At 68.5% G+C, this 23,738-nt stretch carries 24 protein-coding genes; 16 read left to right on the top strand and 8 right to left on the bottom strand.

Annotation, left to right across the window (positions count from 1 at the left end):
• Positions 1 to 18: 18 nt before the first annotated feature.
• Positions 19 to 1,059 carry a tRNA-dihydrouridine synthase gene (locus tag AC0GNO_RS06290; protein WP_472903366.1) on the bottom strand — a complete coding sequence of 347 codons (1,041 nt, stop codon included), beginning with the start codon at positions 1,057 to 1,059 and terminating at the stop codon, positions 19 to 21.
• 160 nt (positions 1,060 to 1,219) lie between these two features.
• On the opposite strand from AC0GNO_RS06290, the gene AC0GNO_RS06285 reads away from it, so the two are divergent.
• From AC0GNO_RS06285 to AC0GNO_RS06240, 10 genes are all read left to right on the top strand, one after another.
• On the top strand, positions 1,220 to 1,732 hold the full coding sequence (locus AC0GNO_RS06285) for a FecR family protein (protein WP_472903365.1): 513 nt from the start codon (positions 1,220 to 1,222) through the stop codon (positions 1,730 to 1,732).
• Positions 1,729 to 2,340: an OmpA family protein gene (locus AC0GNO_RS06280; protein ID WP_472903364.1), complete on the top strand. Its 612-nt coding sequence runs from the start codon at positions 1,729 to 1,731 to the stop codon at positions 2,338 to 2,340. Before AC0GNO_RS06285 ends, AC0GNO_RS06280 begins: the two co-directional genes overlap by 4 nt.
• A gap of 7 nt (positions 2,341 to 2,347) precedes the next feature.
• Positions 2,348 to 2,836 (top strand): HugZ family pyridoxamine 5'-phosphate oxidase, encoded by a 489-nt coding sequence (locus AC0GNO_RS06275; RefSeq protein WP_472903363.1) that lies wholly within the window; start codon positions 2,348 to 2,350, stop codon positions 2,834 to 2,836.
• Entirely contained in the window at positions 2,833 to 3,534 is a 702-nt protein-coding gene (locus AC0GNO_RS06270) for an RluA family pseudouridine synthase (protein ID WP_472903362.1), read from the top strand. The genes AC0GNO_RS06275 and AC0GNO_RS06270 overlap by 4 nt, the downstream gene beginning before the upstream one ends.
• Positions 3,535 to 3,545: 11 nt before the next feature.
• Complete coding sequence (locus AC0GNO_RS06265) at positions 3,546 to 4,313, top strand: SDR family NAD(P)-dependent oxidoreductase (RefSeq protein WP_472903361.1); 768 nt, start codon at positions 3,546 to 3,548, stop codon at positions 4,311 to 4,313.
• Positions 4,314 to 4,346: 33 nt separating this feature from the next.
• On the top strand, positions 4,347 to 4,928 hold the full coding sequence (locus AC0GNO_RS06260) for a histidine phosphatase family protein (protein WP_472903360.1): 582 nt from the start codon (positions 4,347 to 4,349) through the stop codon (positions 4,926 to 4,928).
• A gap of 149 nt (positions 4,929 to 5,077) precedes the next feature.
• The gene (gene bktB, locus AC0GNO_RS06255; RefSeq protein WP_472903359.1) at positions 5,078 to 6,262 is read left to right on the top strand and encodes a beta-ketothiolase BktB; all 1,185 of its coding nucleotides are present in this window, start codon (positions 5,078 to 5,080) and stop codon (positions 6,260 to 6,262) included.
• 3 nt (positions 6,263 to 6,265) lie between these two features.
• Entirely contained in the window at positions 6,266 to 7,627 is a 1,362-nt protein-coding gene (locus AC0GNO_RS06250) for an AAA family ATPase (protein WP_472903358.1), read from the top strand.
• Positions 7,628 to 7,671: 44 nt separating this feature from the next.
• The gene (locus AC0GNO_RS06245; RefSeq protein ID WP_472903357.1) at positions 7,672 to 9,162 is read left to right on the top strand and encodes a VWA domain-containing protein; all 1,491 of its coding nucleotides are present in this window, start codon (positions 7,672 to 7,674) and stop codon (positions 9,160 to 9,162) included.
• A gap of 189 nt (positions 9,163 to 9,351) precedes the next feature.
• On the top strand, positions 9,352 to 9,678 hold the full coding sequence (locus AC0GNO_RS06240) for a YkvA family protein (protein WP_472903356.1): 327 nt from the start codon (positions 9,352 to 9,354) through the stop codon (positions 9,676 to 9,678).
• 43 nt (positions 9,679 to 9,721) lie between these two features.
• Here AC0GNO_RS06240 and AC0GNO_RS06235 read toward each other — a convergent pair whose 3' ends face one another.
• Genes AC0GNO_RS06235 through AC0GNO_RS06225 form a run of 3 tightly spaced genes read right to left on the bottom strand, consistent with a single transcriptional unit; the run spans position 9,722 to position 13,282 of the window.
• On the bottom strand, positions 9,722 to 11,185 hold the full coding sequence (locus AC0GNO_RS06235; protein WP_472903355.1) for a hypothetical protein: 1,464 nt from the start codon (positions 11,183 to 11,185) through the stop codon (positions 9,722 to 9,724).
• Positions 11,186 to 11,230: 45 nt separating this feature from the next.
• Entirely contained in the window at positions 11,231 to 12,433 is a 1,203-nt protein-coding gene (locus tag AC0GNO_RS06230) for a vanadium-dependent haloperoxidase (protein WP_472903354.1), read from the bottom strand.
• A gap of 21 nt (positions 12,434 to 12,454) precedes the next feature.
• Positions 12,455 to 13,282, bottom strand: a complete 828-nt coding sequence (locus tag AC0GNO_RS06225; RefSeq protein ID WP_472888078.1) for a class I SAM-dependent methyltransferase — start codon at positions 13,280 to 13,282, stop codon at positions 12,455 to 12,457.
• Positions 13,283 to 13,481: 199 nt separating this feature from the next.
• Here AC0GNO_RS06225 and AC0GNO_RS06220 point away from each other — a divergent pair, with 199 nt between their 5' ends.
• Positions 13,482 to 14,486 carry an AraC family transcriptional regulator gene (locus tag AC0GNO_RS06220; protein ID WP_472888077.1) on the top strand — a complete coding sequence of 335 codons (1,005 nt, stop codon included), beginning with the start codon at positions 13,482 to 13,484 and terminating at the stop codon, positions 14,484 to 14,486.
• 12 nt (positions 14,487 to 14,498) lie between these two features.
• Here the strand turns inward: AC0GNO_RS06220 and AC0GNO_RS06215 are convergent, their stop codons facing one another.
• Positions 14,499 to 15,242, bottom strand: a complete 744-nt coding sequence (locus AC0GNO_RS06215; protein WP_472903353.1) for a 2OG-Fe dioxygenase family protein — start codon at positions 15,240 to 15,242, stop codon at positions 14,499 to 14,501.
• Positions 15,243 to 15,382: 140 nt separating this feature from the next.
• Here AC0GNO_RS06215 and AC0GNO_RS06210 point away from each other — a divergent pair, with 140 nt between their 5' ends.
• Together AC0GNO_RS06210 and AC0GNO_RS06205 are read left to right on the top strand one after the other, a co-directional pair.
• Positions 15,383 to 15,829, top strand: coding sequence for a bacteriohemerythrin (locus tag AC0GNO_RS06210; protein WP_472888075.1), 447 nt, complete (start codon positions 15,383 to 15,385; stop codon positions 15,827 to 15,829).
• Between the two features lie 129 nt (positions 15,830 to 15,958).
• On the top strand, positions 15,959 to 16,819 hold the full coding sequence (locus AC0GNO_RS06205; protein ID WP_472903352.1) for a DUF2189 domain-containing protein: 861 nt from the start codon (positions 15,959 to 15,961) through the stop codon (positions 16,817 to 16,819).
• A 10-nt stretch (positions 16,820 to 16,829) separates the two neighbouring features.
• Here the strand turns inward: AC0GNO_RS06205 and acuI are convergent, their stop codons facing one another.
• From acuI to AC0GNO_RS06190, 3 genes are read right to left on the bottom strand one after another with little or no spacing between them, the layout of a single operon-like run.
• Entirely contained in the window at positions 16,830 to 17,831 is a 1,002-nt protein-coding gene (gene acuI / locus AC0GNO_RS06200) for an acrylyl-CoA reductase (NADPH) (RefSeq protein ID WP_472903351.1), read from the bottom strand.
• On the bottom strand, positions 17,797 to 18,069 hold the full coding sequence (locus AC0GNO_RS06195; protein ID WP_472903350.1) for a hypothetical protein: 273 nt from the start codon (positions 18,067 to 18,069) through the stop codon (positions 17,797 to 17,799). Before AC0GNO_RS06195 ends, acuI begins: the two co-directional genes overlap by 35 nt.
• A 48-nt stretch (positions 18,070 to 18,117) precedes the next feature.
• A complete protein-coding gene (locus AC0GNO_RS06190) occupies positions 18,118 to 19,839 on the bottom strand; it encodes a long-chain fatty acid--CoA ligase (protein ID WP_472903349.1) in 1,722 nt (573 codons plus the stop codon).
• A gap of 310 nt (positions 19,840 to 20,149) precedes the next feature.
• Here AC0GNO_RS06190 and AC0GNO_RS06185 point away from each other — a divergent pair, with 310 nt between their 5' ends.
• The 3 genes from AC0GNO_RS06185 to AC0GNO_RS06175 all read left to right on the top strand — a co-directional run bounded on the left by AC0GNO_RS06185 (position 20,150) and on the right by AC0GNO_RS06175 (position 23,732).
• Positions 20,150 to 21,178 carry an amino acid ABC transporter substrate-binding protein gene (locus tag AC0GNO_RS06185; RefSeq protein WP_472888070.1) on the top strand — a complete coding sequence of 343 codons (1,029 nt, stop codon included), beginning with the start codon at positions 20,150 to 20,152 and terminating at the stop codon, positions 21,176 to 21,178.
• Between the two features lie 109 nt (positions 21,179 to 21,287).
• Positions 21,288 to 22,487 carry an amino acid ABC transporter permease gene (locus AC0GNO_RS06180; RefSeq protein WP_472888069.1) on the top strand — a complete coding sequence of 400 codons (1,200 nt, stop codon included), beginning with the start codon at positions 21,288 to 21,290 and terminating at the stop codon, positions 22,485 to 22,487.
• A gap of 141 nt (positions 22,488 to 22,628) precedes the next feature.
• On the top strand, positions 22,629 to 23,732 hold the full coding sequence (locus tag AC0GNO_RS06175; protein ID WP_472903348.1) for an amino acid ABC transporter permease: 1,104 nt from the start codon (positions 22,629 to 22,631) through the stop codon (positions 23,730 to 23,732).
• The last annotated feature ends 6 nt before the right edge of the window (positions 23,733 to 23,738 follow it).

Below are 23,738 nucleotides of genomic sequence, written 5' to 3'. Positions count from 1 at the left end.
CGGGTCCGGGGCCGGAACTTAACACGGCTGGGCCAATTCCGCTGGCGGCACGGCCATGGCGTATTCGGGTAAGAAGCGGCGCGCAGCGGGCGCGACCGGCGTGACCACCGCTGGCGGCAGCGCCGTGTTGGCCTGCAACCAGGCATCGATCTGCGGCGGATCGTTGCAGCAGCGCAGCTCGTCGAACGCGGTCTGGGCCTCGGGATAGCGCTTGCGCAGGTGGTTGAGCCACTGCTTCAGGCGCCCGGCGCGGTGGCGGCGCTCGACACGGCCGCTCACCTGCTGCCAGAACACCGCCAGCAGCGGCGCCACCTCGCCCCAGGGCACGCCACCCTGCCCCTTGATGGCCAGCGCGAGACCGGGGTCGCTCACCATGCCACGACCGATCATGAGCGCATCACAGCCGCTCACTTCGCGGCAGCGAAGTGCCTGCTCGACCGTCCAGATCTCGCCGTTGGCGATCACCTGCATCGGCCCCACTGGCAACGATGCGCGCACCTGCGCGATGCGTTCCCAATAGGCGGGTGGCCGGTAGCCATGGGCCTTGGTGCGGGCATGGATCACCAGCTCGTTCGCTCCGGCTTCGGCGATCGCCAGCGCGCAGTCTTCGGCACGGTGATCGTCGTTGAAACCCAGGCGCATCTTGGCCGACACCGGCACATGGGCGGGCACCGCGCGCCGCACCGCGGACACGATGCGGCCGATCAGTTCGGGTTCGTCCAGCAACACCGCGCCGCCGCGGCTCTGGTTCACCGTCTTGGCCGGGCAGCCGAAATTCAGGTCCACCCCGAACGGGCTCAGCCCGGCAAGCCGGGCGGCGTTCTCGGCCAGGCAGGCCGGATCGGAACCCAGCAGCTGCGGCCGCACCGGCACCCCCGATCGCGTGCGCCCGCCATGGAGCAGCTCGGGCACCACGCGCACGAAGGCGCGCTCGGGCAGCAGCGTGTCGGTCACGCGGATGAATTCGCTCACACAGCGGTCGATGCCGCCCGTGCGCGTCAGCACATCGCGCAGCGTCGCGTCGAGCAGGCCTTCCATGGGCGCGAGCAAAAGGGTCATGGGTGCGGGGTGGGCAGCGGACCGGTTGAATCGGTGCGACAAGGCCATCTGTGGGCCATCTGTGCGAGCAGCATTTGATTCTATCGGGACCGACTTGCGGCCGCAGACGCGCGTCCATTACCATCGTTCATCGGGTATTTTTCGCCATCCGGAGTTGTTCATGTCGCCCTTTCTCGCCCTGCCACTGGTGACCAGCCTGCTGGCCGCGACGTCGCTCTGTTTCGCACAGGCGGTCGCGCCCGCAGTGCCCACGCAGCCCTTGCAGCCCTCGGCGCCCGCCGCCGCAGACACGGCCCGCATCGGCACGTTCAAGCAGATCGAAGGCGACACGCGCATGGGCCGCGCGGGCGAACAACGCACGCCCACGCCGGGAGAAGGCGTGAACGTCAATCAACGCCTGAGCACCGGAAAGAACGGCGCGGCCACCATCATCCTCAAGGACGGCACGGTCCTGACCATGGGACCCGACACCACGATGGACCTGAGCCGGTTCCAGTTCGATTCGACCACCCAGCAGGGCAACTTCGTGCTCGACCTGCTCCAGGGTTCCGTGCGCGTGGTCACCGGACTGCTGGCCCGGATCAACCCGGAGCTGTTCAAGATCAACACGCCGACCTCGGTGGTCGGCGTGCGTGGCACCGACTTCATCGTGGAAGCACAGACGGCGCAATGACCCAACCGACGCCCATCCGACAACGCCTTGCTGGCCTTGCCCTGACCGGGATCGTCTTGCTGACGGCTTGCGCGCCCGCCACCCGCGTCACCCTGCTGCCCCAGTCCAGCGGCAAAGCCAGCGCCGTTGAAGTGACCACCAGCCAAGGTACACAGCGCATCGATCAGCCCTATCAGGTGGCCGAGGTCGGTCGCAGCGGCGATCTGAGCCTGGACGTGACCACCGCCGAAGCGGTGCGCAAACGGCACCCCCGGCTGCTGGCGCTGCAGCCCCTGGCACCCGAACGCTTCACACTCGAGTTCGATCCCGGCAGCTCGACGCTGACAGCGGACTCTCTCAGCCGACTGGAGGCCGTGATCCGCAACGCGCAGTCCCGTGCGGGTGGCGAAATCATCGTGACCGGCCACACCGACCGCCAGGGCACGCTCGAAGCCAACGACGCGCTCTCGCTGGAACGTGCCCAGGCGGTGCGCGCGCTGCTGATCGAGCGGGGCTTCAACGCCGAACGGATCGAGGCCGTGGGCCGCGGTGAACGCGAACCCCTGGTGCCCACCGACGACGAAGTGGACGAACCGCGCAACCGGCGCGCCGACATCGAAGTGCGCTGAACCAGGCATGGCCCACGAACCCCGCCTCACCGCCGCGCTGCGCGAACTGCTCGCCTCGCAGCGCATCGCCGCGCTCGGCACGCTCGACGAAACCGGCGCGCCTTTCGTCTCCATGGTGCCTTTTGCCGTGTTGCCGCTGGTCGGCGAACTGGTGATCCACGTCAGCGGCCTGGCCGCGCACACGCGAAACCTGCAGCGCCAGCCGCGTGCCTCGCTCATGGTCTGCCAGGCCGAAGTCGCGGGCGAGCCGGTGCATGCGCTGCCCCGCGTGACGCTGGACGTGAACGCCCTGCCCTGCGAGCCCGGCAGCGCGGCGCACGGGGCCGCGCGCGAGGCCTACCTGGCGCGCTTTCCCGAGGCCGAACCCATGACGGCGCTGGGCGATTTCCGTTTCCTGCGCCTGGTGCCGGGCGGCGCGCGCCAGGTGGCCGGTTTCGGCGCCGCGCGCAGCATCGACGCCGACGAACTGCGCCAGGCGCTTGGCCCCGCACCGTGAGCGACACCGCCACCGCGCAGCCACCCGGCCCGCAAGCCACGCTGGCGGCGGTCCCGGCCGGGTTGCGTGTGCTGTACGCCGACGCAGCCCTGCTGGTGCTGGACAAACCCGCCGGGCTGCTGGCGGTGCCCGGTCGCGGTGAAGACAAGCAGGACTGCCTGAGCGCGCGCGCCCAGGCCGCCTACCCCGACGCGCTGGTGGTGCACAGGCTGGACATGGCCACCTCCGGCCTTGTGGTCATGGGCCGGGGCATCGAAGCCCAGCGCGCCCTCGGCCTGGCGTTCGAGCAACGCCGTGTGCACAAGCGCTACGTGGCGGTGGTCAACGGCCTGCTGGCCAACCCCCAGCCGGACAACGGCTGGAACACGATCGACCTGCCGCTGCTGCTGGACTGGCTCAACCGCCCGCGCAGCGCCGTGAACCATCCACACGGCAAACCCAGCGTGACACACTGGCGCCTCGCCACCGAGCCGGCACCCCTGCCGGGCACCACCCGGCTCGACCTCGAACCCGTCACCGGCCGCTCGCACCAGCTGCGCGTGCACCTGCAGGCCATTGACCACCCCATCGTCGGCGATCCGCTCTACGCGGCGCCCACCGGGGCGGTGGACCGCATGCTGCTGCACGCACAGGCCCTGAGCATCCCGCACCCGGTCACCGGCGCACAGATGCGTTTCGAATCATCCTGTCCTTTCTGAGGCCCTTTGCCATGCACGACCTCTTCATCCTCACCGGCGCCTCACGCGGCATGGGCCTGGCCATGGCCCGACAACTCATCGCACCGGGTCGGGTGCTGCTGTGCCTGTCGCGCCAGTCCAGCGCCGAACTCACCGAACTCGCGAGCCAGCGCGGCGCCACGCTGCTGCAATGGCGCATCGACCTGGCCGACACCGTGGCCGCGGCCGAGCGCCTGCAACACTGGCTGGCGCAACTCGACGCCCCCAGCCTGGCCAGCGCCACGCTGATCAACAACGCCGGCGTGATTCCGGCCATCGGACCGCTGGACGCCTGCCCGCCCGATCAGCTGGCCAATGCGCTGCGCGTCGGGCTCGAAGCCCCCATGCAGCTCACCGCGGCGTTCCTGCGCGCCACCGGCGCCTGGGTCGATGGCGGCTGGCGCGGTCCGCGCAAGGTGCTCAACATCTCGTCTGGCCTGGGCCGTCGCCCCATGGCCGCGCAGGCGCCGTATTGCGCCGCCAAGGCCGGGCTGGACCACTTCACCCGCTGCAGCGCGCTCGACGAAGCGCAGCGCGAACACGGCGCCAGGCTGGTCTCGCTCGCGCCCGGCGTGATCGACACCGACATGCAGGTGCAGCTGCGCGCGGGTGACCCGGCCGCCTTCCCCGACCGGCAGCGCTTCGTGGAACTCCAGCGCCAGGGCCAGCTCTCAAGTCCTCAGGACGCCGCCCGCCAGGTCCTGGCCTGGCTCCAGCGGCCCGACTTTGGAGACCAACCGGTGGCCGACGTGCGGGACTGAATCCGCCAGCGGCCGCCCTGCCGGGAGACCACCATGACCCAGCTTTCTCGCCGCCAGTTCAACCGCTCGCTGTTCACACTGGGTGCCGTATCCGGCGTTCCGATGCTGGCCATGGCGCAGGGCAGTGGCGACTTCTGGGCCCTGCTGCGCCGCGGCGGCTGCGTCGTGCTGATGCGCCATGCGTTGACCGAACCCGGCATCGGCGACCCACCGGGCTTCCGGCTCGACCAGTGCAGCACCCAGCGCAAGCTGAGCGAAGCCGGCCGCGAGCAGGCGCGCCGGGTCGGCGCGGCGTTCACCCGCGAAAGCGTGCCAATCGACGAAGTGCGCTCCAGCGCCTGGTGCCGCTGCACCGAAACCGCCGAACTCGCCTTCGGCCGCCACATGGTCTGGGCGCCGATCAATTCCTTTTTCAACGACGCCACCGGTCCGGCGCAGACCCGTGAGGTGTTGCATGCGGTGCGCGGGCTGGCGGCACCGAAGAACCTCATGCTGGTGACGCACCAGGTCAACATCTCGGCACTCACGGGAGCGTTTCTGTCCATGGGCGAAGTCTTCGTCACCCGGCCCGCTGCCGGCGACCGGCTGCCCGTGCTGGCGCGCCAGGTGTTCTGAACGCTCGCGACGGACTGGTGCGCCCGAGTTGACAGCCGACAAGCCCGGTGTAAGCCTGCCGCGCATACCATGTGGTGTTGATCCGGTGATCACCACCCTCCCGGGGCAGGTCACCATCCATCACACCCCACCACACACAGGAGATGAACATGAGCCGAGAAGTTGTTGTTGTCAGCGCTGCCCGCACCGCCATTGGTACCTATGGCGGCAGCCTCAAGGACACGCCGCCCACCGAGCTGGCGGCACTGGTCGTCAAGGAAACGCTGGCGCGTGCCGGCGTGGACGGCCAGGACGTCGGCCATGTGGTTTTCGGCCACGTGGTCAACACCGAACCCAAGGACATGTACCTCTCCCGCGTCGCCGCGGTCAACGGCGGCTGCGCCGAAGGCACGCCCGCGTTCAACGTCAACCGCCTGTGCGGCTCCGGCCTGCAGGCCATCATTTCGGCCAGCCAGGCGATCATGCTCGGCGACTGCGACATCGCCATCGGTGGCGGCGCCGAGAACATGAGCCGTGGCCCCTACGCCAGCCTCTCGGCCCGCTGGGGCGCACGCATGGGCGACACCAAGATGGTCGACATGGTCGTCGGCGCGCTGCACGACCCCTTCCACACCATCCACATGGGCGTGACCGCCGAAAACGTGGCTGCCCAGTTCGGCATCACGCGCGAGATGCAGGACGCCCTCGCCGTCGAGAGCCACAACCGCGCACAACGCGCCACCGAGGCCGGCTACTTCAAGGACCAGATCGTTCCGGTCATGCTCAAGAGCAAGAAAGGCGAAGTGGCCTACGCCACCGACGAGCATTTCCGCCCCAACTGCAAGCTCGAAGACATGGCCAAGCTCAAGCCCGTGTTCGTGAAGGAAAACGGCACCGTGACCGCCGGCAACGCCTCGGGCATCAACGACGCCGCCGCGGCCGTGGTGCTGATGGAAGCCGGTGCGGCCAAAGCCCGTGGCGCCAAGCCGCTGGCGCGCCTGGTGGCCTACGCCCACACCGGCGTGGACCCCAAGATCATGGGCATCGGCCCGGTGTCGGCCTCGCGCCTGGCGCTGCAGAAAGCCGGCCTCACCGTCAACGACATGGACGTGATCGAAGCCAACGAGGCTTTTGCCGCCCAGGCCTGCGCCGTGAGCAAGGAACTCGGCCTCGACCCGGCCAAGGTCAACCCCAATGGTTCGGGCATTTCGCTCGGCCACCCCATCGGTGCCACCGGCGCGCTGATCACCGTGAAGGCCTTGTACGAACTTCAGCGCATCAACGGTCGCTACGCGCTGGTGACCATGTGCATCGGCGGCGGCCAGGGCATCGCCGCCATCTTCGAGAGGGTGTGATCCATGCGATGGTCAGCGGCCATCGCGGAACTTGAGAAGGGCCTGCTGCAGCGCGACGTGGCGGCCCGCGCGCTGCTGTTGGCGGCGCTCGCGGGCGAGCACGTGCTGCTGCTCGGCCCGCCCGGCACGGCCAAGAGCGAACTCGCGCGCCGTCTGCAGCGCCTGCTGCCCGGCGCGCACTATTTCGAGCGCCTGCTCACCCGCTTCACCGTGCCCGAAGAGCTGTTTGGTCCGCTCTCGCTGCGCGCGCTGGAAGACGACCGCTACGAGCGCCTGACCGAGGGCTACCTGCCGAGCGCCGAAGTGGCGTTTCTCGACGAGGTGTTCAAGGCCAACTCCGCCATCCTCAACACCCTGCTCGGCCTGCTGCACGAGCGCCAGTTCGACAACGGCAGCCAGCGCCTGCCGGTGCCGCTGGTGTGCCTGGTGGGCGCCAGCAACGAACAGCCGCAGGACGACAGCCTGCTCGCGTTCTACGACCGCTTCCTGCTGCGCGTGCCGGTGCAGCCGGTGGACGACGCGCATTTCACCGCCCTGCTGCTGGCAGACGCGACAGCCGCAGGCGACACCCCGGCCGAGGCGTTGATCGACCCGGCCGTGGTGCAGGCCCTGCGCGAGCGCGCGCCGCAAGTCGCCCTGGGTGAAGCCGCGCTGGCGCTGCTGCTGCAGGCCCGGCAGCACGCGAGCCAGACCGCACAGACCGTGTCGGACCGCCGCTGGCGCCAGCTCGTGGCCCTGCTGCAGCTGCAGGCCGCCAGCCGCGGGGCCGGCGAGGTCAGCCCCTGGGACCTCTGGCTGCTGCCCTATGCGCTGGCCGCCGACCCGGCGCAGGTGCCGGCCTGGACCACGCTGTTCCTGCACCGGGTCGCCCAGACCGCGCCGCTGCCCATCGACGGGCTGGAGCGCGCGGTGCAGGCCTTCGAGTCGCAACTCGACACCGAGCGCCGCGCCCCACCCGACGCGCAGGACGACAGCGCGGGCAAGCTGGCGCTGGCGCGTGCCATCACCCGCCCGGGCGAAGAAAGCGAGATGGTGCGTTTCACCAGCGCGCGCGCCCAGCGCCACTACAGCCCCGTGCACATCGCCGCCCGCGTGGCGCAATGCGACGAACTGCTGGAACGGCTGCTGGCGCTGCATGATGAATGGCTGGCGGTGGCGCACGCGGTGCTGGCCGAAGCCCGGTCGCACGACTGGCTGCCCCCGAGCTGGCTGCTGCAGATCGAAGCCGCGCACGCCGAGCGTTGTGGTCAGCTGGCGGGCCTGTGCGCGCAACACCAGTCCACGCGCAACGGTTTTGCAGACCTGCCGGTGGACGCCGAGGCCACCGCCAACGCACCGGCACCGGTGCACTGGGAATCCCCGTGAAGGCGTCGACAGGCTCAGCCCGGGCGGGCGGGCCGGTCGACACCGTGCCCCCAGCCACCGTTCTCCCTGAGCCTGTCGAAGGGCAGAACTTTCCCGACCGGCCCTACCACCACCTGAACGCCCTGCCGCGCGAACTCTGGCGCTGGGCCGTGGTGTGCAGCAGCGGCCCGGCCACGCGCCGCCTGCCCGAACTGGCCCACTGGGTGCGTGCGCTCATGGACGGCGTCCTGCCCGACCCGGCGCACGATTTCGGCGACGCCGCCGCCACGCAGGCGCTGCGCCCGCTGCTGGCCGAGCTGGACCTGCTCACCCTCACGCGCCAGAGCGCACCGCTCACGCGGCAGGTGCTGCAGAGCCTGCTGTGGCACCTGGACAGCCTGATCGACCGCCCGGCCGATGAACCGCGCGCGCAGGCGGTGGCGCGCATGCAGGCCAGCTTCCGCGACAGCTGGGACGTGCAGCGTCAGGGCTGGGACGAGGTGCTGGCGCTGCTGCAGTCGCTGGGCGATCTGGCGCACCTGCGCTGGGACGACCTCGCCGGCCAGCTCAACCGGCGCGAGTGGCAGGAAGCGCGGCGCATCGGCCAGCTGCTGCAGCGCCTGCCGGCGCTGGCCAGTTTCATCGACGGCGTGGGCCGCCGCGACACACACCGGCAACGCCCGCCGGCGCGCACCGCCCGGCCCGATCCGGCGCCCGATGCGCAGGCCGCGCAGCGCCAGGCCGACGAAGAAGAACGACGCCCCGAGCCCACCGCGGTGGACGGGGTGCGCCGCTCGCGCAACCTCGCGCGCATGGCCGGCAGCGAGAGCCTGAACCTGACCCACCCGGTGCTGCACCGGCTCTGGCGCGCGCGCTTCGCCGAAGCCCAGCTGCTGACCTACGACGACCGCGCCCGCGAAACTTCGCGTCGGCCGCTGCCGTTGCCCGAACACCGGCCACACCGGCAGGCGCCCACCCACGCCGGGCACGGCCCGCTGATCATCTGCCTCGACACCTCGGGCTCCATGCGCGGCGCGCCGGAAAGCGTGGCCAAGGCCTGCGTGCTGCAGGCGCTGCGCAGCGCCCACGCCGGCCAGCGCCCCTGCCGGCTGCTGGCCTTCGGCGGCCCGAGCGAGTTGCTGGAGCGCGACCTGACGCTCGACGCCACCGGGCTGGAGCACCTGCTCGACCTGATGGGCCAGAGCTTCGACGGCGGCACCGACGTGCAGACGCCGATCGAGCGAGCCATCGCCCTGGTGCAGACCACCGGCTGGCACGAGGCCGACCTGCTGGTGGTGAGCGACGGCGAGTTCGGCGTCACGCCCGCCACGCTGCAGCAGCTGCGCGAGGCCAAGGAGCGGCTGGCCCTGCGCGCGCACGGCATCCTGATCGGCGACCGCGAGACCATCGGCCTGCTGGAGGTCTGCGACCACCTGTACTGGGTGCGCGAGTGGCGGCGCTACGGCAGCGGCGCCAGCGCCGTGGCCGACGACTTTTCGCCGGTGCACAGCCGCAGCCTGACGGCCCTGTATTTCCCCAACGCAATACGACGGTGAGGCCCCCCTGCGCCGCTGCGCGGCTTCCCCCCGGAGGGGGGACCACGCCCTGTGGCCCGGCGAAGCCGGTTCCACGGCGTGTGCTGGAAAACACGCGACCGTCCGTTCGTCTTGTCCGCGTGCCTGCACTCAGCGAACTTTGGCTTACCCCCCGCCTCCAACCCGTTCTGTCCTTGAAGAGGTGCTGCGATGTGGAAACGACTCTCGGTGATCTGGCTCGCTGTGCGCGGTGACGCGAAACGGCTCTGGTATGCGCTGGGCCATCCCGAATCGCCGGGCTGGCTCAAGGCCGGCGCGGCGGCGCTGGTGCTCTACCTCGTCTCGCCGATCGACTTCATTCCCGACATGCTGCCCGTGATCGGCGTGCTGGACGACCTGGTCATCGTGCCCCTGGCCTTGCGCTGGCTGCTTGCCCGCCTGCCGGCCCACATCCGTGCCTACGCCGAACAGCGCGCCGGTGGTGTGACGCCCACCGCACGCCAGGGCAACCACTGGGCCGACCGCTCCGTGCGCTGAGCCGCGGAGCCGGCGCAGCCGGCCCGCCGGACTGCCTGCGGGGTCACGGGACGACGGGGTCCGGGCGCGCTGACCGCCCGCCTCTGGCCTCCGTGTCCGCACCAGGCGACTGCAAACTGGCCATCAGCCTGCGCAGGTTTGGCACCGCCGCCTGGGCCTTGGCCCCGCTCAACCGCAACAGGTCCAGCTGGGCGGGGTCGACGGGACCGGCACCGTCCAGCAGCACGCCGACGGTGTTGAGTCGGCTGTTTTTCAGCCAGGCGTCAACCTGCGGCTGTTGCCGCCAGCGCTGGGCGTTTTTCAGGGTCACGGCCCACTGGACCAGCCAGTCGGACGGCCGCTCGGGCACCGGCACCGGTTCGCACAAGGCGTTCTGCTCGGCTTCATCGCTCACCGTGTTTTCAACCTGGGCGATCAGGGCCGCGCTGAACAGCGGCCGGCACCAGCTGACCATCAGCAGGTTGATCCGGTCGCCATCGAACACCGGCACCGATGGGGCTGGGTGCAGGGCCGCGGCGCTGCAATCGATGTAGAGCGTGTCCGCGTGGGCGCCGATCACACCCTGCTCCAGCACCAGATGCGAGCGCTCGACCGAGCGCAGCCGGCCGAGCCGCACCACGTCGTGGATGCGCCGCAACTGGGTCATCTCTTCGCGCGAGGCGATGGCGCAACGGAAGGTCGTCGGCTCCACCGCCGGATCCAGGCGCATCAGCACCCCACGCTGCTCCAGGCGCACCCACAGGTCGGGCAGCGAGGCGGCTTCGGCGATCGCCTCGAACTGGTCGATGGTGCGGCGCATGCTCAGCTCGAAGTGCTCCGGCCCCGGCAGCAAGTTGGCGCGGTCCTGCACCCAGGCGTCGCGGGGCATGATCCAGCGGATGCGCGACGCCGGTACCCCGCTGTCCAGCAGCCAGAGACAGGCGTCCATGCCGGTCTTGCCCGATCCGACCACCGTGTAGTGCGCACAGGTCCGCTGAAGCTGCGGCAACTGGCCGGGCGCGATGCAGTCCACGCCGTCGGCCAGCCCGTAGGCGGGCCGGCGCACCGACGGCACCTCGGTGCGGGCGTGGGTGGCGTCGACCCGCTTGCGGCGCACCTTCACCACCTGCTCCGCCCCGGTGGCCAGGCAAACGATGCGGTGCGAGCCATCGTCACCCTGGCGGTATTGATGGCTCGGGAACCAGCGCACCCGACCGGTGGGCAGGAGGCGCTCGCGCATCAGGCGTTCGAAATAGGCCAGCACCTCGGCGCCGGTGGCCCCGCGATCAAAGCCGGACGGGTCCGGCTCCGCCTCGTCCAGCCGGGTCGAAGCAACGCCGTACCAGACCGACGGCTGGTGCAGCCGAACGAACGGGTAGGCATCGTTCCAGTGGCCGCCGGGCAGCGGGTGCGGGTCCACCATCAGCACGGTGGCGTCGGATTGATCGATCAGGGTGTCGACAAAGGCCATCGCCATGGCGCCCGCGCCCACGACGAGGTAGTCGGTCTCGATGGTGTGGTGGTGCATGTCAGCTCCTTTCGTGCAAAAAGTGGTGTACGGGCAGCCGGTTCATCACGGTGCCTCCCGCAGCAGCTGCTCGACCGCCAGCTGGCCGACCTGGCGGCCCAGGGCCTCGCCGGCATCGGTGGAGAAGCGGTAGTGCAGGCCGCCGTGGATGCGGGCCTCGGAGACCTCGCGAACGAAGTCCTCGGTGCTCTTCCATTGCCGCACCGCACCCTTGGCGCTCGGGCTGGTGGTGCCCAGCACCGGCAAGGCGCGGGAACCAAACTCGGCGTCGATCACCGCGCCCACCGCGCTGGCCAGGCTGCTGTGCGCGCTCGGGTACTCGGGGTGCATCGGTGTATCGACAAGCGGCGCCCAGCCGGCCGCGCGTTCGGTTGCCGCGTGGCCGTCGAGGTCGCCATTGCGGATCGCGGTGACGGGGCGCCAGAAGTGGTGGTGGTACTTGGCGTCGATGACACCGATGATGGCGTCGTCCATGGCCTGCGCCACGGCGGCAAACAGACGGGCATTGCGGGCCGGATCGCGTCCGGGTTGTTCGGCGGCCGAGCGCACGACGCCGTGGTAGATCGCCGGCATCGAATAGGTCCAGAAGCGTGCGGCCTCGGTCTGCTCGGCGCTGCGCCGACCACCCGAGCGCTCGCCCAGCGACTTCACCTCGTTGTAGTCGCGTGCCCACTGCTCGCTGCCCAGGGACGGCGGCGGACCGGGACGGAACTGCGCCGCGCCCGCCATCAGCCAGGGCTTGCGCTGCGCCCATTGCGGTACGGCCGGCAAGGCGGTCGGCACATAGACGCCCGCGGTGGCGTGCGGCCGGTAGCTTTCGGCGCCGCCCGCGCCGTCGCCGGCGCGAGCGGCCAGCACGACCGCTGCGGCACGTTCGCCGGTGGCCATGCCGACAGCCTTGGCGGGACCGTCGGCAATGCCCGCCAGCGCCGCCTGGACGGCGGCATCGATCTTCGTCCGCTGGTCCGGCAGCAACTGCGTCAAGGTGGCCTGGTTCGCCACCGCCACCGCGGCGTCAATGGCCGGCTTCGCGGTGGCCAGCCGCGGCGGCAGACCATCGAGCGCCTGGTGCACCGCGGTCTGCACGATAGCCATGACGCGGATCGCCGGCGGCGTGCCGAGCGGCGACCCGGCCACCAGCGCGTTGGCCCGCAGGTTCCAGTCGGTGACGGTGTCGGCGTTCGCCTGCAGCGCTGCCGTCGCGACCAATGAAGCCAGCAGCGCGTGGCGTGAAAGGGGGGTGTTCATGCGGATCTCCAATGGCCAGGTTCATTGTTTGGTGATGACGACTTCGAGGTATTCGCTGGGCACGACCAGCGACTGCGGACCCGCCACGTTCAGCTCGTCCAGCAACGCGGTGATCGCGCGTTCGAGCGACTGCGCACCCTGGGCATCGAGCGCGGCAAAGGCCTTGTGCGTGGGGCCGTAGAGTTCGCGGAACACCTGCACCCAGTGCGCCGCCGAGTGGTAGCGGAAGTTGAAGTGGCGGTGCTCGCAACGGATCTGCGCCGCGTGTGAGCCGAACAGCTCGACGATGTGCGATTCGGTGCCCCAGAGCAGCGGCGAAGCCACCCCGGCCGGTGGCGGCACGTGGGCGCCGATGAGCCTGAACAGGCGGCCGATGAACCCGCCCGGGGTCCAGTTCGCCAGGCCGATGCGGCCACCGCTGCGCAACACGCGCAGCATCTCGCTGGCGGAGCGCTGGTGCTCGGGCGTGAACATCACGCCAAAGGTGGAGAGCACGGCATCGAAGCTGGCGTCGGCGAACGGCAGGGCCTCGGCGTCGGCGTGCTGAAACTGGATCGCCAGGCCCTCGGCGCGCGCACGGTCGTGGCCTTTGGCCAGCAGCGCCTGCACGTAGTCGGTCGAGGTGACGCTGGCGTGGCGCCGCGCGGCGGCCAGCGAGGCGTTGCCGTTGCCGGCGGCCACGTCGAGCACGCGCTCGCCAGCGCGCACGTCGACCGCTTCGGCGAGCGTTTCGCCGACGATCTGCAAGGTGGTGCCGATGACAGCGTAGTCGCCACTGGCCCAGGTGGCTTGCTGGCGCTGCTTGATGGCGGCGTAGTCGGGGGCGGGTTTTTCAAGAACGGTGTTCATGGGGTGGTCTCCTGAGGAAGTTGGTGGGGGTCGGCGCGGGCTTGCGGCGACGGGCCCATTCTTCGGGCAGTGGGGCATTGACGCTTTCCCGGACGTCCTTCAGACTTGTCTGTTCGTCCGTGATTGCGTCTGGCCTCCCGCGGCCCTGGCCGGGAATCCGCCGCGCTTGATCGCGACGCCAGACGTGGAGGTTCCCGCCATGAACCACGACCCCTTGTCCGACGTGCTGCGCAGCGTGCGCCTGCGCGGTTCGGTCTTTTATTACGTGAGCTTTGGCGACGAGTGGGCAGCGGAAACCCCCGCCTCACCCGATCTGGCGCGCGCCCTGATTCCGGGTGCCGAGCACGTGCTGGCCTACCACCTGCTCGCCCGGGGCAACGGCTGGGCCGCCACCGACGGCGAGCCGCCGGTGCGGCTGGCACAGGGCGACATCGTGATGTTTCCGCGCGGCGACGGACACGTCATTTCCAGCGCACCCGGCATGCATGCGCAGGAAGACCACAGCGACTGGCGCTTCACCACCCGCAACGACCCCAAACCCATCGCGGTGGCCTACCACCGCGGCGTGTTGCGCCCGGGCGCCGCGATTCCTGCCGAGGAGGCGACATCGGTGGTCGTCTGCGGCTTCATCGCCTGCGACCTGCTGCCCTTCAACCCCCTGATCTCGTCCCTGCCCCGCCTGCTGCATCTGGCGTCCGGCGGCCTGGGGTCGTGGGTGGCGCAGTTGCTGGACCAGGCGGTGTCGGAGTCGCGCGAGAGCCGCGCCGGCAGCGCCGCCGTGCTCGAACGGGTCGGCGAAATGGTCTTTGTCGACGCGGCCCGGCGCCACCTGGAGTCCTTGCCCAGCGACGCCTCGGGCTGGTTCGCCGCGCTGCGTGATCGCCATGTGGGGCGTGCGATCCACCTCATGCACGAGAAGCCGGCCCATCCCTGGACGATCGACGAACTGGGGCGCGAGGCCGGGCTGTCGCGTTCGGCCCTGCACGAACGATTCGTCGAACTCGCCGGCCAGCCACCGATGCAATACCTCACCAGCTGGCGCATGCAGCTGGGCGCCGGCCTGCTGCGCAACAGCGACAGCAAGGTCGCAACGATCGCGCAGGAGGTGGGTTACGACTCGGAAGCGTCGTTCTCCCGCGCGTTCAAACGCAGCGTGGGACAGCCGCCCGCGGCGTGGCGGCGCAAGCAGCGTGTGGGGGCCTGACGCAGCGCGGTATCAATCGCCCTGAAAGCCGCCCGAACGGTAGGTCAGCACCAGCGTGTCTCGCCAGCCCAGCTCGCCACCCACCAGCGGCTGGATCGGCGTGGTTTCATGGATCACACGCGCATCGTCCAGCAGCAGCAGCGACCAGGGCTCGGTCAGTGTGAAGCGCTGGCCGCTGGGGCCGTCGGCCTCGAACACGCGACTCTCGCCGCCCTTGATGCGGTGGCGCCCGAGCATGAAAACCGCCACCAGATCGACGCCGTCGCGGTGTGCGCCTTCGGGCGTGGGGCGGCCGATGCCGTCGGTGGTGTCGATGCGGAAGGGGTGCGCCTCGACAAACCAGGGCTGGCTGCCGCGCAAGGCCGAGACTGCCTCGCCCACCCGCGCCAGCAGGCGGTTCCACACCGGCAGCGCGACCTGCTCGGGCTGCATGGGCTCGAACCAGCGCTGCATGCCGCCGTGCAGGGCGTTGTATTCCAGCGGCTGCCAGTGGGCGCGGTGCGGCGCCTGATGCACCGCCTGGCCATCGACCACGAAGCAGCTGTGGCGGCGGCTTCGGTAGCGCCCACCGTCTTTCAGGTAGGCATCGGGCGGCAGGTGATCCCAGCCGGCGTGCAGCGCATCGAGTTCGGCCACGTCGGCCGGCAGCCAATGCCGCACATCCGCGGCAGAAATCAACGCAAAACCGTGCAAACGCAGGGCGGCATCCACCCCGTCAAGGGGCACACAAGGTGGCAAGAAAGCACTGGTGGTCATGGCGGGGCAGTGTAACTGCCGGCTGTGCCCGCGGCCGCATCCGGGTTCACCCGCAGTGGCACCCTGAGGAGTTTCTGCGCTGGATCAAAACGTGGCCGTGGGCGGGCTGTCAAGCTGAGCACGAAGCCAAGGAGGTTGTTATGAACACTGTTGAATGGTCCGATGCCCTGCAGCTGGACTACGAGCCCATGGATGCCGTACACCGCGAATTTGTGGACCTGCTGGCGCTGGCACAAAACGCACCCGACGCCACCCTGCCACTGGCCTGGGCCGCTGTCGTGGATCACACCGCGGAACATTTCGCCCGGGAAGACGAGTGGATGCGAAAAACCCGGTTTTCCGCCGCCGAGAACCACATCATCCAGCACCGGGTGGTGCTCCATGTGCTGCGGGAAGGCTTGGCGCTGGCGCGCGCCGGTCAGATGGATGCGGTCCGTGAAATGGCCGGTGAGCTGGCGGTCTGGTTTGCCAAACACACCCAGTCACTGGACGCGGCCCTGGCGCTGCACATGCGCCGCGAACCTGCTGGCGGTGGTGCGTCCAGGCGCGCAAGCGGGGGCAACCCGACGGTCCATGCGCACCTGTAGCAGGCCCCTCTGGAGCGACCCGGGCGAGGCAAAGGAGACAAGGCCCCGAACAACCCCAACGGGGATGGGGTAAACCATGTAAGCACAATATTCGGCCTTGTTTATATTGTTTCCCTAAAGGAGACAATCATGGCCGAAGCCATTCAAGCAAGCGCTGTCGAGGGCGAGAACCTGACGCGCGAAACCCCGGACGGTGATCAGCGCCCCAGAGACGCTGAGCGCGGGCCTTCGGTGTTCTCGCTCCAGCTCGCCACCCTGCGCCCGTCCGACCCGATTCGCTGGCTCCAGCTGGGCTGGCAGGACTTCCAGCGCTGCCCGCGCATCGGCCTGTTCTACGGTCTGTGTTTCTTCTCCATGGGCCACGCGCTGCTGGCGGTGTTCCAGAATGCCCCCGCCTATGTGCTGGCGCTGAGTGCGGGCTTCCTGCTGATGGGGCCGTTTCTCTGCCTGGGTCTTTACGACGCCAGCAAGGCCATGCAGACCCACGACCACCGGCCTTCGCTGCGTGCGTCCCTGCAGGCCTGGCAGCCCACCAAGGGCACGATGGGCATCTTTGCCGGCGTGCTGCTGATCCTGGAACTGCTCTGGGGCCGGGCTTCGCTGGTGGTGTTTGCCGTCACCTTCAACACCATGCCCTCGACCGAGAAGTTGCTGCCGCAGCTGGTCAACCCCGAGAACATCGGCTTCCTGATCACCTACACCATCGTCGGCGGGTTCTTCGCCGGCCTGATCTTCATCACCAGCGTGATCTCGATCCCGATGATCATGGACCGCAAGACCGACGCCGTCTCGGCCGGCCTCACCAGCATCCGCGCCTGCCTGCAGAATCCGGGCGTGATGCTGATCTGGGGCGCAATCATCACGCTGCTGATCGGCCTGGCCATGTTGCCGGTGTTCCTCGGCCTGCTGGTCATCGGCCCGGTGATCGGGCACGCCACATGGCACGCCTACCGCAACATCGTGCCGATGCAGACCGAAGGCAGCGCCTGATCTCAGCCTCTCAGGCGTTGACGTTCACCACCAGGCGCCCGCGCACCTGGCCCGCCAGGATCTCGCTGGCCGCGCCAATCGCTGCCTCCAGACCGATTTCGCGCGTGATCGACGCGAGCTTGCTGCGGTCCAGGCCAGTGGCCAGTTGTGCCCACGCGGCCTCGCGCCGGGCCAGCGGCGCCATCACGCTGTCGATGCCGTAGAGCGTCACGCCGCGCAGGATGAACGGCGCCACCGACGCCGGCAGGTCCATGCCCTGCGCCAGACCGCAGGCCGCCACCGCGCCGCCGTAGCGCGTGCTGGCACAGGCGTTCGCCAGCGTGTGGCTGCCCACCGAATCGACCACGCCGATCCAGCGTTCCTTCTGCAGCGGCTTGCCCGCGGCGCCCAGCGTGCTGCGGTCGATGACCTCGGCCGCACCGAGGGACTTGAGAAAATCCGCCTCGCCCAGCCGGCCGGTGGACGCCACCACCGTGTGGCCCAGGCCCGCGAGCAGCGCGATGGCGATGCTGCCCACACCGCCGTTGGCGCCGGTCACGAGCACCTCGCCGCTGCCGGGTTTCACGCCCGCCTCGGCCCAGTGCCGCTGCAGCGCCATCACGCACAACATGGCGGTGTAGCCCGCGGTGCCGATGGCCATGGCGTCGCGCGCATCCAGACCTTCGGGCAGGGCCACGAGCCAGTCGCCCTTGACCCGTGCCATCTGCGCCAGGCCGCCCCAGTGCGACTCACCGACGCCGAAGCCGTTGAGGATGACGCGGTCGCCCGCCTTCCAGCGCGGGTGTTCGCTGGCCGTCACGGTGCCCGCGAAATCGATGCCCGGCACCAGGGGAAAGCTGCGTACCACGGGCGACTTGCCCGTGATGGCCAGGCCGTCCTTGTAATTGAGGGTGGACCAGTCCACCCGCACTGTCACGTCGCCGCTGGCGGGCAGTTGCGCCTCGTCGAGTTCGGTGAGCGCGCAGCGGTAGCCGGCGTCATCGGTCTTGTTGATCAGCAGGGCTTTGAACATGGGAGTCTCCTTGTGAAGCGGGCGCGGTTTCGCGCCAGAGGCGGGCCAGCAGCCACCAGCCGGCCAGGGTATTGAGCAAGGCGAACAGGGTCAGCAGACCCCGCATCGCGCCGGTGGGCTGGATCACCATCAAAGCCGATGTCATGGCAGAAGACATCAGATTGAGCACGATCACCAGCCAGAAAAGGGGCATTCGCGGCTGCCAGAGCCGGCGCAGCGGGGAGAGGGTGTTGGTCATTCAGACGATTGTGCCGGGAGGCGCGTGCCCCCAGGTGCCACAAGCCCTTCAGGCCGCGGGTTCCTGCTCCTGCAGCAATCGCCACATCACCTTGCCGCTGCCACTCTTGGGCAGGGCCTCGACAAACTGCACCACACGCGGGCATTTGTAGACCGCCATGTTCTCGCGGCACCATTCCAGGATGTCCTGTTCGCTGGTCTGGCCGCGCGCGCTGTCGCGCAGCACCACCACGGCCTTCACGCTTTCGCCGCGGTAGTCGTCGCGCGTAGCGATCACGCAGGCTTCGGCGATCGCCGGGTGGCGGAACATCAGCGCCTCGACCTCGGCCGGCCAGACCTTGAAGCCGCTGGCGTTGATCATGCGCTTCAAGCGGTCGGTGATGAAGAAATAACCGTCTTCGTCCACCTTGCCGAGGTCGCCGGATCGGAAGTATTTGTCGCCATTGAAATCGATGAAGGCCGCCTCGGTGGCGTCGGGACGCTTCCAGTAGCCCGCGAACACCGACGGCCCGCGGATGATGATTTCACCCGCCTCGCCCACCGGCATTTCCTGCAGCGTCTCCGGGTCCACCACGCGCGCATCGGTGCTCAGGAACGGGATGCCCAGGCACTGCTGCTTGGGCGCATCGGGCGGGTTGTTGTGCGACGGCGCGGCGGTTTCGGTCAGGCCATAGCCCTCGGCGTAGCGCAGGCCGAACTGGTCAAACAGGCGCTGTGCCACGGCCTGCGGCATCGCCGCGCCGCCGCCGCCGATGAAGACCAGGCTGGAAAGGTCGTACTGGTCGAAGCGCGGGCTGGCCAGCAGGTCGATCACCATGGTGGGAATGTTGCTCCAGTGCGTGACGCGCCAGGCCGAGATCTGGCGCCCGGCAAGTTCGCGGTCCCAGCGCGGCATGATGACCAGCGTGGCCCCGGTGTACAGCCCTGAGTGCATGCCCACCACCATGCCGGTGATGTGGAACATGGGCACCACCACCAGCGACACGTTTTCCGGTGTGCCGCCGGTCCACAGGCTGCAGGCCACGGCGTTGTGCATGATGCTGGCGTGGGTGTGCATGCAGCCCTTGGGCAGGCCGGTGGTGCCGCTGGTGTAGGGCAGCACGCACAGGTCTGTTGGCTGGCGGTCGTGTGCTGGCGCGGTGTGTGTGCTGGCCAGGGCATCGGCCCAGTCGGCCACGCTGCCGCCCGGCAAAGCCGGCAGCGGGTGGCGCTTCGCCAGCCAGTCGGCCCACGCGGGCGGGATGTCGGCCTGCGGGCCGATGGCGTCGTGGTAGTGCGCCACCAACAGGTGCGACAGGCGCTGCGCTTCGGGCAGACCGGCGTTCGCCTTGAGCAGGTCGCCCGCGAGGTCGGCCGCGCAGACCGCGACCTTCACGTCGGGATCGGTGATGTAGTGCTTGAGCTCCTCGGCCCGGTTCATCGGGTTCACCGGCACCACCACCGCGTTGGCCCGCAGGATGGCGTAGTGCGCCACGATCCACTGCGGACAGTTCTGCATCAGCAGCACGACGCGGTCACCGGCGCGCACGCCCTGCGCATGCAGGTGGCCCGCCAGCCGCTCGGCCTGCGCCAGCAGTTCGCGGTAGCTGAGCTGCTGATCGAAGAACACCAGCGCCGGCTTGTCCGGGTAACGCTGTGCGCTCACCACCAGGTTGTGCCAGAGCGAGGTCACGGGCGGACTGATGCGGTGCGGCAGGCGCTTCGGCCAGAAGCGGTGGTGGGGGCGCGGCTGAACTTGCTCGACCATCGGCGTGGCGTCTGCAGGGCTCATCGGTTTGTCTCCTGGTGCTTTTTTTTCCAGTGCGAGCATACGGGGCCGCGCTGCAAAAAGACAAGCAGCCATGTCGCGCCTGGGACCGCCGGGACACGATGTGGGTGGCACGGAACGTGCTGGTACCAAAGCACGGGTTTTGGCGTGGGACGGAGGTGATACCGTGATACCTTTTACGCATAGTTTTCCCACGTAAACCCCGATGCCATGGCTCCTGCAGCGGTAATACAGTCCTTCTGCGGGCCAGGTATGCCTCCTTGTGGTGCACATTGCCCGAGTCATCAACATTTAGACCAGAACGGAGTTACCGATGAAATTGAATGCCCTGAAATTGACCGTGGTGGGAATGGGCGCAGCGGCTGCCCTGATGAGCCTGCCCGCTCACGCTGGCAAGACGGTGGACGCCATCAAGGCGCGCGGCCAGCTGGTCTGCGGTGTCAACGTCGGCCTGGCGGGCTTCTCCGCCGCCGACAGCAACGGCAACTGGACGGGTCTGGACGTGGACTACTGCAAGGCCGTGGCCGCCGCCCTGCTGGGTGATCCCGCCAAAGTCAAGTGGGTGCCGCTCACGGCCCAGCAACGTTTCACCGCGCTGCAGTCCGGCGAGGTGGACATCCTCTCACGCAACACCACCAACACCCTCTCGCGAGATGCATCGCTGGGCCTGCACTTCGTCGGCGTGAACTACTACGACGGCCAGGGCTTCCTGGTCAACAAAGGCAAGATCACCAGCGCCAAGCAGCTCAAGGGCGCCACGGTCTGCGTGCAGTCCGGCACCACGACCGAGAAGAACCTGACCGACTTCTCGCGCGCCAACAAGCTCAACCTCAAGGCCGTGGTGTTCGAGAAGCTGGAAGCCTCCACCGGCGCCTACTTCGCCGGCCGCTGCCAGGCCTACACCACCGACGCCTCGGGCCTGGCCTCGATCCGGGCCAAAGAAGCCAAGGTGCCGGCCGACCACGTGATCCTGCCCGACCTGATCTCCAAAGAGCCGCTGGGCCCGATGATCCGCCGCGGCGATGACGACTTCTTCGCTGTCACCAAATGGGTGCTCAACGGCCTGATCGAAGCCGAGGAGTACGGCATCACCCAGGCCAATGTGGACGAGATGAAGAAGAGCACCGATCCGCAAGTGGGCCGCATGCTGGGTTCCACCGAAGACCTCGGCAAGCACCTCGGCCTGGACAAGGAATGGCTGGCCCGCTCGATCAAGGCCGTGGGCAACTACGGTGAGAGCTTCGAGCGCAACGTCGGCCCCAAGACCGCCATCAACCTGCCGCGCGGCAAGAACAACCTCTGGAGCGCAGGCGGCTTCATGTACGCAGCCCCGCTGCGCTGATCCAGCTCCACCGGCACTTGGCCGTCGCAGGCACAAGTGTTCTATGAACTCCGTTTCGTAGGGCACTTGTGCCATTTTTTTAGCCCTTTCCTTCCTGGGAAACGACTCCATGTCCAACCAGTCCATGATTGAAGCTCGGCCGCTACCCGCCAAAAAAAGACGCTCGATTTCGTGGAACAGCCGCGAAGGCCGCAGCGTCATCTACCAGGTGGTGGCCATCGCCTCGGTGGCCACCCTCATCTGGCTGCTCGTGCGCAACACGCTGCGCAACATGCGCGAGCGCGGCATCCAGAGCGGTTACGACTTCATGGGCCAGCCCTTCGGTTTCGACGTCAGCGAAACCATGATCCCGTACGACGTGATGAGCACGTACTGGACGGCCTTCTCCATCGGCATGCTCAACACGCTCAAGGTTGCCCTGATCGGCATCGTGCTGGCCACGATCCTCGGCACGCTGATCGGCGTGGGGCGTTTTTCGCCCAACCTGCTGCTGCGCAAGATCTGCTACGGCTATGTCGAGTTCTTCCGCAACGTGCCGATCTACCTGCAGTTGCTGATCTGGTACATCGTCTTCACCGAAATCCTGCCCAGCTTCGAAGAAGCCTGGCAAGTCGGCCACTTCTACCTGAGCAAGGGCGGTTTCTCCTTCCCCTGGCCGATCTGGAAACTGGGGCAGACGCTCGCGCTCATCGGACTGCTGCTGGGCGCGGTGGGCTCCTGGCTGTATGCCCGCAAGGCCAGCAAACACTTTGACCTGACGGGTCAGCAGAAACCGGTGGTGCTGGTGTCGCTGGCACTGATCGTCGGCCTGGCGGTGCTGGGCTGGCTGGCCGGGGGTGCTCCCACCGGCTGGAGCCTGCCGGAGAAGGGCAATTTCCAGATCGAGGAAGGCGCCGCATTCAGCCCCGAGTTCCTCGCCCTGCTGCTGGGTCTGGTGCTCTACACCGCGTCGTTCATCGCCGAGATCGTGCGCTCGGGCATCGCTTCGGTCTCGCTGGGGCAGCACGAAGCCGCGGCCTCGCTCGGCCTGGGCAAGCGCCAGGCCATGCGCCTGGTCGTTCTGCCGCAGGCGCTGCGCGTGATCATCCCGCCGCTGACCAGCCAGTACCTGAACCTGACCAAGAACTCGTCGCTGGCCGTGGCCATCGGCTACCCCGATCTGGTCTCCATCGCCAACACCACGCTGAACCAGACCGGTCGCGCCATCGAAGCCCTCTCGATCGTGATGCTGGTCTACCTCACGCTGTCCCTCATCACCTCGGCGCTGATGAACTGGTTCAACGCCAGCGCAGCCATCCAGGAAAGGTAATGATGAAACACCCCCGCAGCGCTTCGCGCTACCCCCTCAAGGGGGCGACACCAGCCGTCCGGCAAAGCCGGCCCGGCGGTGCCTCCCGGCTGGACCGTTTCACGCGATTCGGATCGCACTCCGGCTTGTTGGAGAACTGATATGCAGCAAACCTATCAACCCGTCGACGCACGCCCGATGCCGGGCCTGAGCACGGGCGTCGTCGCCTGGCTCAAGACCAACCTGTTTTCCAGTCTGAGCAACAGCATCAAGACCCTGGTGGTCCTGGGCATTGGCTTGTGGGCGCTGTACGGCGCCATGGGCTGGACCGTGACCAACGCCGTCTTCGGCGCCAACCTCGAAGCCTGCAACAGCGTGCGCGGCATCGGCGCCTGCTGGGGCGTGGTGACCGAAAAAGGCCGCCTGATCGTCATGGGCCGCTACCCCGACACCGAACACTGGCGCCCGGTGATCGCCACCGCGCTGATGCTCGCCGTGGTCGGCATCAGCTGCATGCCCCGTTTCTGGAACAAGGCCTTGCCCCTGATCTGGGCGGCGATGCTGGTGGTCTATTTCATCCTCATGAAAGGTGGCGTGCTCGGCCTGACGCCGGTGGACACCGACCAGTGGGGCGGCCTGCCGCTGACCGTGATGCTGACCGTGGTGTCGATGACGATGGCCTTCCCGCTCTCGATCTTCGTGGCGCTGGGGCGGCGCTCCAACATGCCGGCCATCAAGACGCTGTGCACGCTCTACGTGGAGCTGATCCGCGGCGTGCCGCTGATCACGGTGCTGTTCATGGCCTCGTTCATGCTGCCCCTGTTCATGCCCGATGGCGTGAGCATCGACGTGTTGATCCGTGTCGTGGTGGGCATCACGCTGTTCTCGGCCGCCTACATGGCCGAGGTGGTGCGCGGTGGCCTGCAGGCCCTGCCCAAGGGCCAGACCGAGGCCGCGGCCACGCTGGGCCTGAGCTACTGGCAGACGCAGCGCAAGATCGTGCTGCCGCAGGCACTGTCCATGGTGGTGCCTTCGCTCATGAACACCTTCATCGGCATGTTCAAGGACACCTCGCTGGTCACCATCGTCTCGCTCTACGAACTGACCGGCGCGCTGGCCCTGGCGCTCAACGCCGACGCCGACTGGCGCCCGTTCAAGCTCGAAGCCTATTTCTTCATCACGCTGATCTATTTCGTGTTCTGTTTTGCCATGTCGCGCTACAGCCTGTGGGTCGAAAAACGCACCGCTGTCAGCAAAGTCCGCTGAGCACAG

The sequence above is a fragment of the Hydrogenophaga sp. L310 genome (genome assembly GCF_055703065.1).
Note: the sequence above shows the minus strand (reverse complement) of the source record. Positions and strands in the feature narration are given on the sequence as shown.